Source organism: Geomonas ferrireducens, assembly GCF_004917065.1.
GTDB classification, from domain to species: domain Bacteria; phylum Desulfobacterota; class Desulfuromonadia; order Geobacterales; family Geobacteraceae; genus Geomonas; species Geomonas ferrireducens.
On record NZ_SSYA01000001.1, the window covers coordinates 857,238 to 870,985 of the forward strand.

Sequence of the window (13,748 nt, forward strand, 5' to 3'; positions counted from 1 at the left end):
TTTTTGTCTCCCGCCACGGGGGCCCTCCCCGCAGGCACCTGGCAGAAAAGCGTGTTGCATCCCCCGGCACAGGGACAAATTTGACGGCCTATAATAAGTACGCTTTTATATCCAATGAAAACACGGTAGAATCAGCACTCGTCCATGCACTATGCTCATAGAGCGCGTTGTCATTTCGCCCCGAACGTTTATATGTTTTGCTATGACTGTCTTTTGCGGGTTTTGAGCTGGCCTCTTGTGCGCCAATCGGAGTTCGTGTGCTTTTTTCCAGCATGAAAACCAAGATGACGCTTGCCGTCTTCCTTATGGTCGGTCTACTGATGTCGGCAACCGCCGTCACCTCCCTGCTTTTTTTGCAAAAAACCTTCAAGCAGAACATCTCGCAGCAGCAGTCGATACTACTCGACTCACTGGCGAACCAAATCGACGACCGCATCTTCGACTTCACCGCCGAGCTCGACCACCTGGCCAAAAGCCTGCCGCCGGACACCTTGGAGCACCCGAAGCAGGCGCAGCACATCCTGGACTCCCAGATCAGGCAGCGCCCTTTCTTCGACAACTCGCTGTTTCTCTTCTCGGAGAAAGGGATGCTCATCGCGGCCACCCCACAGGACCTCAACTACATCGGCCGCGACTTTTCCTTCCGCGAATATTTCAGGGAGACGGTCAGGCTGCGCAGAAACTACATCTCCGGCCCCTTTGCCTCCCTTCAGCGCCAAAGTCGGCCGATCATCATGTTCACCGTCCCTCTTTTCGGTCCAGGACAGAAGTTGATCGGGGTGCTGTCCGGCAGCATCGACCTGCGCGAACAACACTTCCTGCACTCCCTCGCCTCGCTGAAACTCGGCCGTAACGGATTCCTGTCCCTTTACGATGCGAGCCGCAACGTGCTCATGCACCCGGATAAGAAGCGGGTGCTGCGCCAGGACCCGCCCGGCCGGAATGAGATGCTGGACCGGGCCCTCTCCGGTTTCCAGGGAACCGCCGAGACGATGACGCAAACCGGAATTCCCGTACTGAGATCGGTAAAACGTCTGAAGTCCACCGGGTGGGTGCTTGCGGTCAGCTACCCGCTCGACGAGGCGTACGGTCCGCTGCGGACCGCCAGGAACTTCCTGCTCGCCGGCTCACTGGCGGCGGCGATCCTGTCGCTGCTGATCATCTGGCCCTTCATGCAACACCTCACCAGGCCGCTCGTTTCCTTCACGAAGCACCTGGAGCAGCTTCCGGCCATGGGGGAACTCGCGCAACGACTCGCCCCGGTTACCTCCGAGGACGAGATCGGCCAGCTGGCACGCACCTTCAACAGGATGCTGCTCGAGCTCGAGCGCTCGGCGGATTTCTACCTGACCCTCTTCGAAAATTTCCCCGCCTTGATCTGGCGCGTCGGCACCGACGGCGCAGCCAACTACTTCAACCAGACCTGGCTCGAATTCACCGGACGCCCCCTGGAGAGCGAGCTTGGCGACGGCTGGACCGAGGGGATCCATCCCGAGGACGTGGCACAGTGCGTCTCGACCTACCGCAACGCTTTCGCCTTGCGCGCCCCCTTCCAGATGCAGTACCGGCTAAGGCACCATAGCGGGAGCTACCGGTGGGTCGTGGATATGGGAAGGCCCTTCAACGGGCTGGACGGGAACTTCGCCGGCTACATCGGGACCTGCTACGACGTGACCGACCGGCTCGAAGCCGAGGAGGCGAGAAGGGCGCTGGAACACCAACTGACCCAGTCCCAGAAGATGGAGGCGATCGGCACGCTGACCGGCGGCATAGCCCACGACTTCAACAACATCCTTACCGCGATCATCGGGTACAGCACCATGATCCAGCTGCAGCTCGAGCCCGCGCACCCCATGCAGGTGAAGGTGGCCGAGATCATGCGCGCTTCCGAGCGTGCGGCGAGCCTCACCCGCAGCCTGCTTGCCTACAGCCGCAAACAGGTTAGCAACCCGGTTCCGGTCGGCGTGAACGGCATCCTCACCAACGTGCAAGCGATGCTGCACCGCCTGATTCCCGAGCATATCGAGTTCAGGATGCAGCTTTGCCAGGAGGAACTCCCGGTGCTCGCCGATGCGGGCCAGATCGAGCAGGTGGTGATGAACCTTTCCGTCAACGCGCGGGACGCCATGGCCAAAGGGGGGATCCTGCGCATCAGCACCGATCCCATCATCCTGGACCAGGAGTTCATCGACTCCCACGGCTACGGGGAGCCCGGCAGTTACGCCCTGATCACCGTCGCCGACACCGGCACAGGGATGGACGCGAAGACCCGGGACCGCATATTCGAGCCCTTCTTCACCACGAAGGAGCCGGGCAAGGGGACCGGTCTCGGGCTCGCCATGGTGTACGGCATCGTGAAGCAGCACAGCGGTTTCATCAACTGCTACAGCGAGCTCGGGCACGGCACCGTGTTCCGGGTGTATCTTCCGCTGATCGACCACCCTGCGGGAAGCGAGAGTGCGCCCGAGGACCAGGCGGTGCGCGGGGGAAACGAGACCATCCTTCTCGTCGAGGACGATGCGGTGATCCGCGACATGGTGCGGGAGCTTTTGCAGGATTTCGGGTACCGGGTGATCACCGCGGTGGACGGGATCGACGCGGTGGAGAAGTTCAAGGTGGCCGGAGACCGGATTGCGCTGGTGATCTTGGACGTGATCATGCCGCGCATGAACGGGCGCGACGCCTACGAGGCGATAGCCGCCATCTCTCCCGGGGTGAAGGCGATGTTCATGAGCGGTTACACCGCGGACATCGTCACCGACACGCTGACCAAGGGGGACCCCCGCCACTTCGTGTCGAAGCCGATCAAGATCAACGAACTGCTCGGGAAGGTGAGGGACATACTGGACGAAGGCTGAACGGCCGTTCAACGTTCAACGTTCAACGTTCAAGGTTCAAGGTTCAGGGGTCAACGTTTGGTGTTTGATGCTGTCACGAGGTGGGAGCCCCCCCTCGCCTCCGGCAGAAGGGAGAGAGGGGGGGGTAACGTTGAACGCTGAACGTTGAACGGTTTCTAGCCTTCCTTGACCGCCGCGAGGAGCTGGGCCAGGGTAAGCCCCTGCTGCACCGGCTCGGCGAAGGGGCCGGCACCGGCACGGTACAGGTCGAAACGCGGCGCGCGCCCGGCCTGGTCGTTCACCAGACGCGAAGCGACGATCCCCGCCTGCGCAAGCTGCGGCTGCGCGCAGCAGTTCGGACAACCGGAAATCGCCCAGTTCATGGCAAGCGCCTCATCCCCAAGCTCCGCCACCACGGCGGCCGCCACCTCCCGGGTCGGGGCAAGCCCCATGATGCACTCATGGCTCCCCGGGCAGCACCGGAAGACCACCCGCTCCGCAGCGCTCGCTCCGGCAAACCCCGCCTGCGCCAACGCCTCGCGCGCCTTCTCCCGATCCGCCCCCTCGACCACGTGCATCACCACGGTCTGGTTCCCGGTCACCATGAGGATCCCGCCGCAAAACTGCGCCGCGACACGGGCAAGGGCAGCGAGCCCTTCCGCCTGCAGCTCCCCGGCAAAGACATGCGCCTCGAGCCGATCCTCAGAGTCTGCGGGTACCGGCACCAGGCTCCCGGTCAGGGTGGGAACGGTGGTAAGCTCCTCGAGCGCCACTTCCCCCAGCACCCTGCGGCGGAACTCCTCCTGCCCGATCTCGCGCACGAGGTGCTTCAGACGCTTCGGGGGAGGCGTGTTTGCCTCGTACTCCCTGAGCACGTTCTCGGTAAGCGGGATGAGGGCATCCTCCGCGACCCCTTGCGCCAGCAAAAAGCCCGGGGTCGGCTCACGCCCGAGCCCGCCGGCCGCGTAGACGTCGTAGCGCGACCTTTCATCATCGGAGGGGACGGGGATGAAGCAGAGGTCCTGGATCAGGTGCCTGCGGCTTGCCGTGTCCGCCTCGACGCCGATCTTGAACTTCTTCGGGAGTTTCTCGAAACGCGGGTTCCCGGTGAAGTGCCGGTGGATCTTCCTGACCAGCGCCTCGAGAGCGGGCGCTCCGGCTGCGGAGAGGCTCCCGCAGATGACGCCGCGCACCGCGCCGCCGCAGGCGCCACGGTTGTACAACCCAACCTGGGCGAGCTGGGCCGCAACCGAAGGGAGCGCCTCCTCGGACAGCCAGTGCAGCTCGATGCTCCCCCTCGTGGTGAGATGCACGAGACCGCGCGCGTGGACCCCGGCTACCTGCGCCACCTTGAGCGCCTGGTCGGCGGAGATGATCCCGGCGGGGAGCTTGACGCGCTGCATGAAAAACTCCTTCTGGCGCTGGGGGTAGATCCCCTCCAGGCGCAGATTTCTGTCTATGGACATGGCTTTTGTCTCCTGTACGTTAAAAGCCGGCCGCAGCCGGCATGGTGACGGATAGTACAGGAAATGCCTCGGCCCCGGCAACGAAAAAGGCTTCAGTGGATGTCATCCTGCGCCGATGAGAAAGGTGCGCCGGACAGGCAAACGACGGCGCCGCTCAGAAACACGCCGATGCGGGTTTGCACCTATGACCGAATTCCCAGAGCAGCCGGAAATACTCGTCGTTGACGACAGCGCCGCCATACGCAGCTACGTGGTAGCCCTCCTCTCCCAGGACGGCTACCGGGTACGGGAGGCGGTGGACGGGGTGAGCGCCCTCGTCGCCTTGGCCAGCGCTCCCCCGGACGTGATGCTCCTCGACGTCGAGATGCCGGGGCTCTCCGGCCTCGACGTGCTGCGCGCGCCCCCCCTGCACGATCGCATGTATTCCGTGATCCTCTTCACCTCCCAGGGGACCCACGAGCAGATCGCCGCGGGCCTCGACCTCGGTGCCGACGACTACATCGTCAAGCCCTTCCAGGAGGTCGACCTCCTCGCCCGCATCCGTGCCGCGGTGCGCAACACGCGCCAGAAAACCGCCCTTGCCAAGGCACGGCAGGAGATCGAACAGACCCTAGCCAAGCTGCAAAAGACCCAGAGGAAACTGGTCGAGCAGGAAAAAGTGGGAGCCGTCGCCCGCCTTGCCGCCGGGGCCGCCCATTACATCAACAACCCTCTGGGCTTCGTGATGAGCAACCTCTCGACCCTGGAGCGTTACGCCTTCGCCCTGCAGCAGCACGCAAACGCGCTCACCGACCTGCTGCGCGCCGCCGACCCCGACTCCGCCCAGGCTATCCTGCAACTGGAAAAGAAGCACCGCCTGCGCCAGATAAACCTCGACCTCTCCGCCCTCCTGCACGAGACAAGGGAGGGGGGACAGCGCATCGCCCTCATCGTGCAGCAGATGGCGCAGTTAGAGCTCGGGCTCGCGAGCCAGACGATGCAGGAACTAGAGCTCGTGGGCCTCATGAAAACGCTCGTGGACATCGTAACGGTCCTCGCCCCCACCGGGACCGAAGTGCGCTGGTCGCTCCCCGAACAAGGCGTATTCGTGCGAGGGGCGCTCACCCTTCTGAACACCGCCCTCGTGGCGCTCTTGAAAAACGCCTGCGAGGCGCTCGGCAGCGCCCCGGGCACCATCAACGTCTCGGTCGCCTCGCAGGGCGAAGTTGCCGAGATCGTCATCTCCGACAGCGGACCCGGCATCCCGCCGGAAAACCTCCCATCGCTGTTCGATCCCTTCTTCACCACCAAGGCCCCGGACAGCCACGTGGGGCTCGGCCTGACCATCGCCCAGCGCTTCATCGCAGGGCACGGCGGACGCATCCTCATCTCCAGCGACGCCTCCGGAACCTGCGTTCGGGTCGAACTCCCCCTCTCCCAACACCTCGATGGCGCCACCGCCGCGGATTAAAAGACTTTAACCTTTTTTATTCCGACAAGTTAGCGCAATATTCCACTCAAGAAAACATCGTTTTTTCCGATGGAAACAGCAAGCTGGATAGAGGCAAGTCTCGTCGCGCGATGTTTCCTTACGCCCTCTGCGGAGCGCAAGCATATGAGGATAAAGACCAAGATATCCGGGCCGGTATTCCTGCTGGTGTCATCACTTATGGTGCTGCTCACCCTGGCGGGGTACCGCTACCTGGCCCACGCCCTGATCGAGACCGTGGCGCGGCAGCACGCGGCGACGCTGGCCCTCGCCTCGCGCTACATCGATGACGAGCTTTTGCACTCACGGCAGATGCTCGATCTGATGGCGAAGGGGATCGATCCCGCCCTGCTCGACGACCCGAAGAAGATGCAGCGGGCGCTCGACCAGTTCCGAGCGGCGCGCACCTTCTTCAACGGCGGCCTGGAGGTCATCGATGCGGAAGGGCGCAGCATCGCGCAAAGCCCCCGTACCGCACAGAGCCCGATCAAGAAGGGAAACAGCTACGTAGCCTTCACCCTCGCGACCGGCAAACCCTACATCTCCGCCCCCTACTTCTCCTCCGCCCCCCCCAAACACCCCCTGATCAGCTTCGGGGTTCCCATCCTGCGCGCCGACGGCAGCGTCGCCGGGCTTTTGGCGGGGCATCACGACCTCCAAGAAGACGGCAGAACCGACCGGGCGCTCCACACGGTCGGAAAGCGCGGGCGCCTGCTCGTTATGGAGAGAAACCGCACCATCGTCTGGCATCCGGATCAAAGCCAGGTGATGTCCTACCTCGCCCCCGGGGAGAACCCGGCCATCGACGACGCGCTGCAGAGAAATGTCATGGCCAGCGGCGAGACCCGGGACGCCGCGGGAGAGACCTGGATCTCCACGGCCCTCCCGCTGAAAAACGCGAACTTCATCGTGGCGGTGCAGTACCCCGAAACGGAGGCGTACGAACCGCTCAGGGAGGCGCGCCTTTTTTTCGCCGCGGCCCTCGTCATCATCCTCCTTTTGACCCAGGTGACGCTATGGCGCCTGATCCGGCACATCACCGAACCGCTCGCCCGGCTGGTAAACCACGTCGGCAGTCTCAACCAAAAGAAGGGGCCCGAACGGCTCGTATCCATAGCGACCGGCGACGAGCTGGAGCACCTGGCGCTTGCGGTGAACAACATGGTGGAAACCATGGACAGACGGCAGGAGACCCTGGAGGAGAACCAGGAGCTCTACCGCATCATCGCCGAGTTCACCTCGGAACTCGCCATCCTCACGAACCCCGACGGCTCGCTGCGCTACATCTCCTCTAACTGCGAAGCGCTGACCGGCTACACCGACCGCGAGTTTCTGGCCGTCCCCGGCCTTCTGGAGAGCATCATCCACCCGGAGGACCGCGAGCTGTTGCGCCGCAACTGCTGCGGTGCGGCCCCGGACACGCAGGCGTCCCCCGTGGAGCTGCGCCTCAACACAAAAGACGGGGATCAGCGCTGGTTCAAGTACACCTGCCGGGAGGTGCGTGGCGCCGACGGCGAAAGCCTCGGCAAGCGCGGCAGTTTCAGGGACATCTCCATGGACCGGCGCCTGGAGGGAATGCTGGAGGAGGAGCGCCGTTTCGTCGAGAGCCTTCTGGAGAACACCTCCACGCCGCTCTTCGTCATCGACAGAAACCACCGCATCATCGTCTGGAACCGCGCCATCGCGGAGCTGACCGGAATGCCCGCGGCCGAAATGCTCGGCACCGACCGGCAGTGGGAACCCTTCTACCCGACCAAACGCCCCACCCTGTGTGACCTCATCATGTCAGGAGAGACCGACCGGGCCGCCGAGTTCTACCCGACCCACAGCTGCGACGTCGTGATGAAGGGGATCATCAGGGCCGAGGGGTGGTACCACAACCTGAACGGCAGGGAACGCTATCTCTTCTTCGATGCGGCGCCGGTCACCAGGGACGGCGGTACCATCGCGGTGGTGGAGACGCTGTACGACATCACCGAAAGGGCCCGTGCCGAGGAGTCCCTGCACCTGTTCTCCGAGGCGGTGGAACAGAGCGCGAGCGCCATCGTGATCACCGACACCGAGGGGGTGATCCAGTACGTGAACCGCAAGTTCTGCGAGGTGAGCGGCTTCAAGAGGGAGGAGGCGCTGGGGCAAAAGCCGAGCATCCTTAAGTCGGGACGACAGTTGGAGGAAACCTACCGGCAGCTGTGGGAGACCATAACGGCCGGGAAGGAATGGCACGGCGAGTTCAACAACAAGCGCAAGGACGGCACCTTCTTCTGGGAGAACGCGACCATCGCCCCGATCTGCGACCAGCAGGGGCGCATCACCCACTTCCTCGGGGTGAAAGAGGAGATCACGGCGAAGAAGAACGCCGAGCGCCAGCTTTTGAAGAACCAGGCGGAGATGGTCCTGAAGCACGAGCAACTCTCGGAGCTGTTCCGGCAGGTGGAGAAGGGAAAACGGGAATGGGAACAGACCATGGACTGCGTTGACGACCTGGTGGCCATGGTGGACAGCCAGGGGCGGGTCAGGCGCTGCAACCGCGCTTTCAAGCAGCTGACCGGCAACTCCTACTCGCGCCTGGTCTCGGCCAACTGGCGCGACCTGATGCAGGGGGCAGGGCTCGACCTGAGCACCCTGGACCGCGGGCAGGCCGAGCTGCAGCACGAGGCGTCGGGGCGCTGGTTCACCCTCAGGATCTACCCATACGGTGAACAGGGATCGCAGGTGATCATGCTGCACGACCTGACCGAGATCAAGCGGGTCTCCGAGGAGCTCGTCGTCGCCTACCAGGAGCTGAAGGCGACCCACTCCCAGCTTTTGCAGCAGGAGAAGATGGCGTCGATAGGGCAGCTGGCGGCCGGGGTCGCCCACGAGATCAACAACCCCATGGGGTTCATCTCCAGCAACCTCGGCACCATGGGGAAATACCTCGAGCGGCTGGAAGGATTCCTGGAGGCCCAGTCCGATGGGCTCGCCGCGGCGACGCCGGAGGCCAGGGAGCGCATCTCCCAGGCACGCAAGAAGTTCAAGGTGGATTACATCCTCGAGGATGCGCGCAGCCTCCTGGCCGAGTCCCAGGACGGAGCGGAGAGGGTGCGCAACATCGTGCAGAACCTGAAAAGCTTCTCCAGGGTGGACGACGCGCAGGCCACCTACGTGGACCTGAACGAATGCATCGAGAGCACCATCACCATCGCCTGGAACGAGCTCAAGTACAAGACCACGCTCACGCGTGATTACGGCGAACTCCCCCCGGTGAAATGCCTCCCCCAGCAGTTGAACCAGGTGTTCCTAAATATGCTGGTGAACGCGGCGCACGCCATCGAGAAACAGGGGGAGATCACCGTAACCACCAGGCGCGAGGGGGATCAGGTCCTCATCGCCATCAGCGACACGGGGGGCGGCATCCCGGAGGAGCTCAGAAGCCGGATCTTCGAGCCGTTTTTCACCACCAAGGAAGTCGGCAAGGGGACCGGGCTCGGCCTCTCCATCAGTTACGACATCATCAAGAAACATCACGGGAGCATTGAGGTGGAAAGCGAGGTGGGGGTCGGCACCACCTTCACCATCAGGCTCCCGATAGAGGGGGTTGGCTCAAATGAGTGATCACCAGACCAGGATCCTATGCGTGGACGACGAGCGCAACGTGCTCCGCGCCCTCGAGCGCATCTTCATCGACGACGACTACGAGATACTCACCGCAGCCTCCGGCGAGGAGGGGCTCGAACTCCTGAACGCCTCGCCGCAGGTGCAGGTGGTGATCTCGGACTTCCGGATGCCGGGGATGAACGGGGTCGAGTTCCTGAAGGAGGTGTTCAAGAGCCATCCCGAGACGATCCGCATCGTTCTCTCCGGGTACGCCGACACGGCGGCGGTGGTCGCCGCCATAAACGAGGGGAAGATATACAAGTTCATCCCGAAGCCGTGGAACGACGACGAGCTGAGGGTGACGGTCGCCAAGGCTCTCGAGCACTTCGCCACCCAGCGCAGGAACGAGCAGCTGGCCGAGGAGCTCAGGCGCAAGACCGACGAGCTTAAAGAGCTGAACGCGGACCTTGCGCGGCGGGCCGCCTCGTGCTCCTGCGGTTTCATGCAGGAACACGCCTCGCTGGCGCACGCGGCCCTCATCCTGGACCATCTGCCGTTCGGGGTGCTCGCCCTGAACGGCGACGGCATCGTGCTGCAGATGAACCGGGAGGCGGCGGATCTTTTGCAGGTCGCCGACGGACAACTGGTGGGGCGACGCCTCGCCGAAGCGCTGCCGCAGTTCGCAGACCTGGGCGACGGGTTTTCCGCGGCGGCCCCCGGCTCCGGCACCGTCGAGACCGGGGGGTACCGGCTGAACCTGCGGCAGCTCCATCCGCTTGGTGACGGCGCGGTGGAACTGCTGGTCACCATCGCGCGCGCGGCGTGAGGTGACGCGGCGTAAGGCGCCCCGCGGTACCGCGCCCTATGATGCAAACGAGGAGCAACAGATGGATATACAAACCGAAACGGCACCGCACAAGGTGCTTCTGGTTGACGACGAGGAGAACATCACCCGCTCCATTGCGCGCCTTCTCATGGAGCAGGAGGTGGAGCTCGAGGTGCTGCGGGCCGCCTCCGGGGCCGAGGGTCTGGAGAGGCTCAGGGAGCATCCGGACGTCGCCCTCATCCTCTCGGACCAGCGCATGCCCGGCATGAGCGGCGCGCAGTTCCTCGAGCAGGCGCGTGGGCTCGTCCCGGACGCGGTGCGCATGGTCCTGACCGGCTACGCCGACATGGCAGCCACCATGGACGCCATCAACAAGGGTGGCGCCTCGCGCTACCTCCTGAAACCCTGGGACGACGACGTGCTCGTGCGCACCATCCAGGAGGGGGTGCAGCAGTACCACCTGGTCCAGGAAAACCGGCGCCTGACCGCCCTGGTCGAGGAGCAAAACCGCGAGCTTTCCGCCTGGAACGACAACCTGAAGGGGCGCGTTTTGGAGCAGACGTCGACCATCAGGCGGCAGAACGAGGAGCTGAAGGAGCGTAACCGGCGCGTGGGGCACGCCTTCCGCGAGACCATCGTCGCCTTCTCCCGCCTCATCGAGCTCCACTCGAGCCGCCTGCAGGAACACACCCGGAACGTCACCGAGCTGAGTGTGCGGCTAGCCCGCGAAGCGGGGCTTTCCCCCGAAGAGGTCGAGACGGTGCGGACCGCCGCTCTTTTGCACGACATCGGCGTGATCGGCATCAGCCAGGAGATCCTGCAAAAGCGGATGTCCGCGATGACCCGCGAGGAGACCGGCATCTTCCTGCAGCACGCGGTGCGCGGACAGGCCACCCTGGACGCGGTCGAGGAGTTGCGCGAGGCGGGGGTGCTGATCCGGCACCACCATGAGCGCTACGACGGCGCCGGATTCCCCGACGGGCTTAGCGGCGCCGGCATCCCCTTGGGTGCCCGCATCATCGCCATGGCCGACTTCGTGGACCGCGAACTCACCGAGCAGCGCGGCGACGATCCCCTCCCCGCCCTTTTCGCGCGCATCACGCAGGAGCTCGGCAAGAGCCTCGACCCGGAGCTCTACCCCGCCGCGGAGCGGCACGTGCGCGAACTTTACCTCGCCGCCTACTCCCGGCGCGCCGAGGCGGCGGAGAAGGAGCTCCGCCCGAAGCAGCTTCTGGAGGGAATGACCACCACCCGCGACCTTTATAGCGGTTCCGGCGCGCTCATCGTGGAACGCGGCACGGTGCTCGACGCGGGGCGCATCATGGCCGTCGTGCGCAGCTACCAGGTCGATCCCCCCTCGGGCGGGATCTTCGTCAGTTGGGCCCCCTCCGGGCGCGCCGACGCAGGGAGTGTGAAGATCGCCGTGACCGAGGCGGTGCCCGAGCGCGAGGTCGAGCCGAAGCGGCTCAAGGAAGGGATGCGGCTCACCAGGAACCTCTACAGCGGGACGGGGCTTTTGCTTTTGACCGAGGGGACGCAGTTGAACCGCGGCAGCATCGAGGCCGTGCTGCGCTACTACCAGATCGACCCGCCGTCCTGCGGGGTCTACGTGGCGGACGAGAAGGCGCGATGATCGAGTTCGACGAGAAAGAGCGGCGCATGGTGCTTAAGCTGGTCTACTACGGCCCGGCGCTCTCGGGGAAGACCACCAACCTGTTGCAGCTGCACGACCTGCTCACCCGGCAGGGGCGCGGCGAACTGATGGTGCTCGACACCAGCGGAGACCGGACCATCTACTTCGATCTCCTCCCCTTCTTCCTCACCGCGCCGAGCGGGCTGAAGATCAAGGTGAAGGTCTACACGGTGCCGGGGCAGGTCTGCCACGACGCGACGAGAAAGGCGGTCCTGCAGCGCGCCGACGGCGTGGTCTTCGTCGCCGATTCGAATCGCGCCGAAGCGGGAAACAACGTGGTGAGCTTCGACAACCTGGAGCGCAACCTCTCCCTGGTCGGGCTCGACATCGACAGCATCCCGTTGGTGATCCAGTTCAACAAGCGCGACCTGCCGGCCGCGGTCCCCGAGGAGGAGATCCGCACCGTCTGGGACCCCACCGGAATCCCGGTGGTGATGGCGAGCGCACTGAACGGGGTGGGGGTGGCCGAGACCTTCGCCATGCTTGCGGGGCTCGTCTACGACCGGATCGACGCCCGCTTCGCCCTCGCCGCGACGCACGCCCTTACGCGCGAGCGCTTCATCGCCCAGCTCACCTCGCTCAAGGAGGAGCCATGAGCGCAGAGACACTGCATTTCGTGGTCGGGGAAGAGAAAAAGGTGCGCGAGCTTCTGCTCGATGCGGACGTGCTCCCGCTGCTCAAGGGGGCACTCGCGGCGGGGGCCTCCTGCGCCCGGGTCACCGGTGACGACGGGGAGGAACTCTGGGGGGCGTGTTCCCCGGCCGGACGCGGGGAGCTCCTCCGCTCCCTGCCGCTCATGCTCGAAGGGGAACCGGTGGCGCACCTGGAGCTTTTCGGGGCACCGGAGATGCGTGAGCGCCTGGAGCCGCTTGCCTCGCTCCTTATCGTGGCGCTCGACACCGTGCTAAGGAACAGCCTGAAGCGGGTCCTCACCACGGAGATCCACACCTCGGTGGTGAACAGCTCGCACGAGGAGCTCGTCGCCATGAACGCGGAGCTTGCGAGAAGCGAGGCGCGCTACCGCGAGCTCGCGGAGAACCTGGAGCTGCGCGTGAAGGAGCGGACCGCGGAACTGCGGCGCGCCCAGGCGCACCTGCTGCAGCAGGAAAAGATGGCCGCAGTGGGGCAGTTGGCCGCCGGTGTCGCCCACGAGATCAACAACCCGCTCGGCTTCATCACCTCCAACCTGCACACGCTGCAGAAGTACGTGGCCCGCTTCTGCGCCATGCTGCAGTTCTACCGCGAGCACCTGGAGCTCGAGCAGCCGCGCGAACGGCTCGTTACCGAGGCCGAGACGAAGTGGCGCGAGCTGAAGCTCCCGCATGTCATGGCCGACGTCGGCGACCTGATGGCGCAGAGCCTCGCCGGGGCCGAGCGGGTCTCCCGCATCGTCGCCGACCTGAAGGGTTTCTCCCATGTCGACGAGAGCGGCGAAAGCGTCGTGGACCTGAACCAGGAGCTGGAGCGGACCCTCACGCTTTTATCGCACCAGTTGGCCGGCCGCGCCGAGATCGTCAAGGAGCTGCAGCCGCTCCCGGAGGTTAAATGCCAGGGGCAGCTCCCCGGGCAGATCTTCCTGAACCTGATCCAGAACGCCCTCACCCACGCCGGGGCCTCGCCGCGCATCACCCTCTCCAGCTGCTTCGACGGGGAGAGGATCAGGATCAGCATCGCCGACAACGGCCCCGGGATCCCCGCAGCGCTCAGGGGGCAGATCTTCGACCCGTTCTTCACCACGCTGCCGGTCGGCTCCGGAACCGGCATGGGGCTCGCCGTGGTCTGGGAGGCGGTCCTCAAGCTGCAAGGAACCGTTGCCGTAGCCGACGCCCCGGGGGGAGGCGCCGACTTCATCATCACCATCCCCGCAGGCAGGAACTAAACG

Annotated in this window: 8 protein-coding genes; 7 read left to right on the plus strand and 1 reads right to left on the minus strand. The window is 64.6% G+C overall.

Features of this window, described 5'->3' with window-relative positions:
- Nucleotides 1-257: 257 nt before the first annotated feature.
- Nucleotides 258-2,858 (plus strand): cache domain-containing protein, encoded by a 2,601-nt coding sequence (locus tag E8L22_RS03775; RefSeq protein ID WP_136523905.1) that lies wholly within the window; start codon nucleotides 258-260, stop codon nucleotides 2,856-2,858.
- A gap of 155 nt (nucleotides 2,859-3,013) precedes the next feature.
- Here E8L22_RS03775 and E8L22_RS03780 read toward each other — a convergent pair whose 3' ends face one another.
- Nucleotides 3,014-4,303, minus strand: a complete 1,290-nt coding sequence (locus tag E8L22_RS03780; protein ID WP_136523906.1) for a nitrite/sulfite reductase — start codon at nucleotides 4,301-4,303, stop codon at nucleotides 3,014-3,016.
- A 184-nt stretch (nucleotides 4,304-4,487) separates the two neighbouring features.
- Here E8L22_RS03780 and E8L22_RS03785 point away from each other — a divergent pair, with 184 nt between their 5' ends.
- The 6 genes from E8L22_RS03785 to E8L22_RS03810 all read left to right on the plus strand — a co-directional run bounded on the left by E8L22_RS03785 (nucleotide 4,488) and on the right by E8L22_RS03810 (nucleotide 13,745).
- Nucleotides 4,488-5,753, plus strand: coding sequence for a sensor histidine kinase (locus E8L22_RS03785; RefSeq protein WP_136523907.1), 1,266 nt, complete (start codon nucleotides 4,488-4,490; stop codon nucleotides 5,751-5,753).
- A gap of 144 nt (nucleotides 5,754-5,897) precedes the next feature.
- Nucleotides 5,898-9,365 carry a PAS domain S-box protein gene (locus E8L22_RS03790; protein ID WP_136523908.1) on the plus strand — a complete coding sequence of 1,156 codons (3,468 nt, stop codon included), beginning with the start codon at nucleotides 5,898-5,900 and terminating at the stop codon, nucleotides 9,363-9,365.
- Nucleotides 9,358-10,173: a response regulator gene (locus E8L22_RS03795; protein ID WP_136523909.1), complete on the plus strand. Its 816-nt coding sequence runs from the start codon at nucleotides 9,358-9,360 to the stop codon at nucleotides 10,171-10,173. Before E8L22_RS03790 ends, E8L22_RS03795 begins: the two co-directional genes overlap by 8 nt.
- A gap of 61 nt (nucleotides 10,174-10,234) precedes the next feature.
- On the plus strand, nucleotides 10,235-11,806 hold the full coding sequence (locus E8L22_RS03800; protein WP_136523910.1) for an HD domain-containing phosphohydrolase: 1,572 nt from the start codon (nucleotides 10,235-10,237) through the stop codon (nucleotides 11,804-11,806).
- Entirely contained in the window at nucleotides 11,803-12,462 is a 660-nt protein-coding gene (locus E8L22_RS03805; RefSeq protein WP_136523911.1) for a GTP-binding protein, read from the plus strand. Before E8L22_RS03800 ends, E8L22_RS03805 begins: the two co-directional genes overlap by 4 nt.
- Nucleotides 12,459-13,745 carry a sensor histidine kinase gene (locus tag E8L22_RS03810; RefSeq protein WP_136523912.1) on the plus strand — a complete coding sequence of 429 codons (1,287 nt, stop codon included), beginning with the start codon at nucleotides 12,459-12,461 and terminating at the stop codon, nucleotides 13,743-13,745. Before E8L22_RS03805 ends, E8L22_RS03810 begins: the two co-directional genes overlap by 4 nt.
- The last annotated feature ends 3 nt before the right edge of the window (nucleotides 13,746-13,748 follow it).

Coding starts and splice junctions, on each gene's coding strand:
- E8L22_RS03780 (WP_136523906.1), bottom strand. CDS start 4,303: ATGTCCATAGACAGAAATCTGCGCCTGGAGGGGATCTACCCCCAGCGC.
- E8L22_RS03785 (WP_136523907.1), top strand. CDS start 4,488: ATGACCGAATTCCCAGAGCAGCCGGAAATACTCGTCGTTGACGACAGC.
- E8L22_RS03790 (WP_136523908.1), top strand. CDS start 5,898: ATGAGGATAAAGACCAAGATATCCGGGCCGGTATTCCTGCTGGTGTCA.
- E8L22_RS03795 (WP_136523909.1), top strand. CDS start 9,358: ATGAGTGATCACCAGACCAGGATCCTATGCGTGGACGACGAGCGCAAC.
- E8L22_RS03800 (WP_136523910.1), top strand. CDS start 10,235: ATGGATATACAAACCGAAACGGCACCGCACAAGGTGCTTCTGGTTGAC.
- E8L22_RS03805 (WP_136523911.1), top strand. CDS start 11,803: ATGATCGAGTTCGACGAGAAAGAGCGGCGCATGGTGCTTAAGCTGGTC.
- E8L22_RS03810 (WP_136523912.1), top strand. CDS start 12,459: ATGAGCGCAGAGACACTGCATTTCGTGGTCGGGGAAGAGAAAAAGGTG.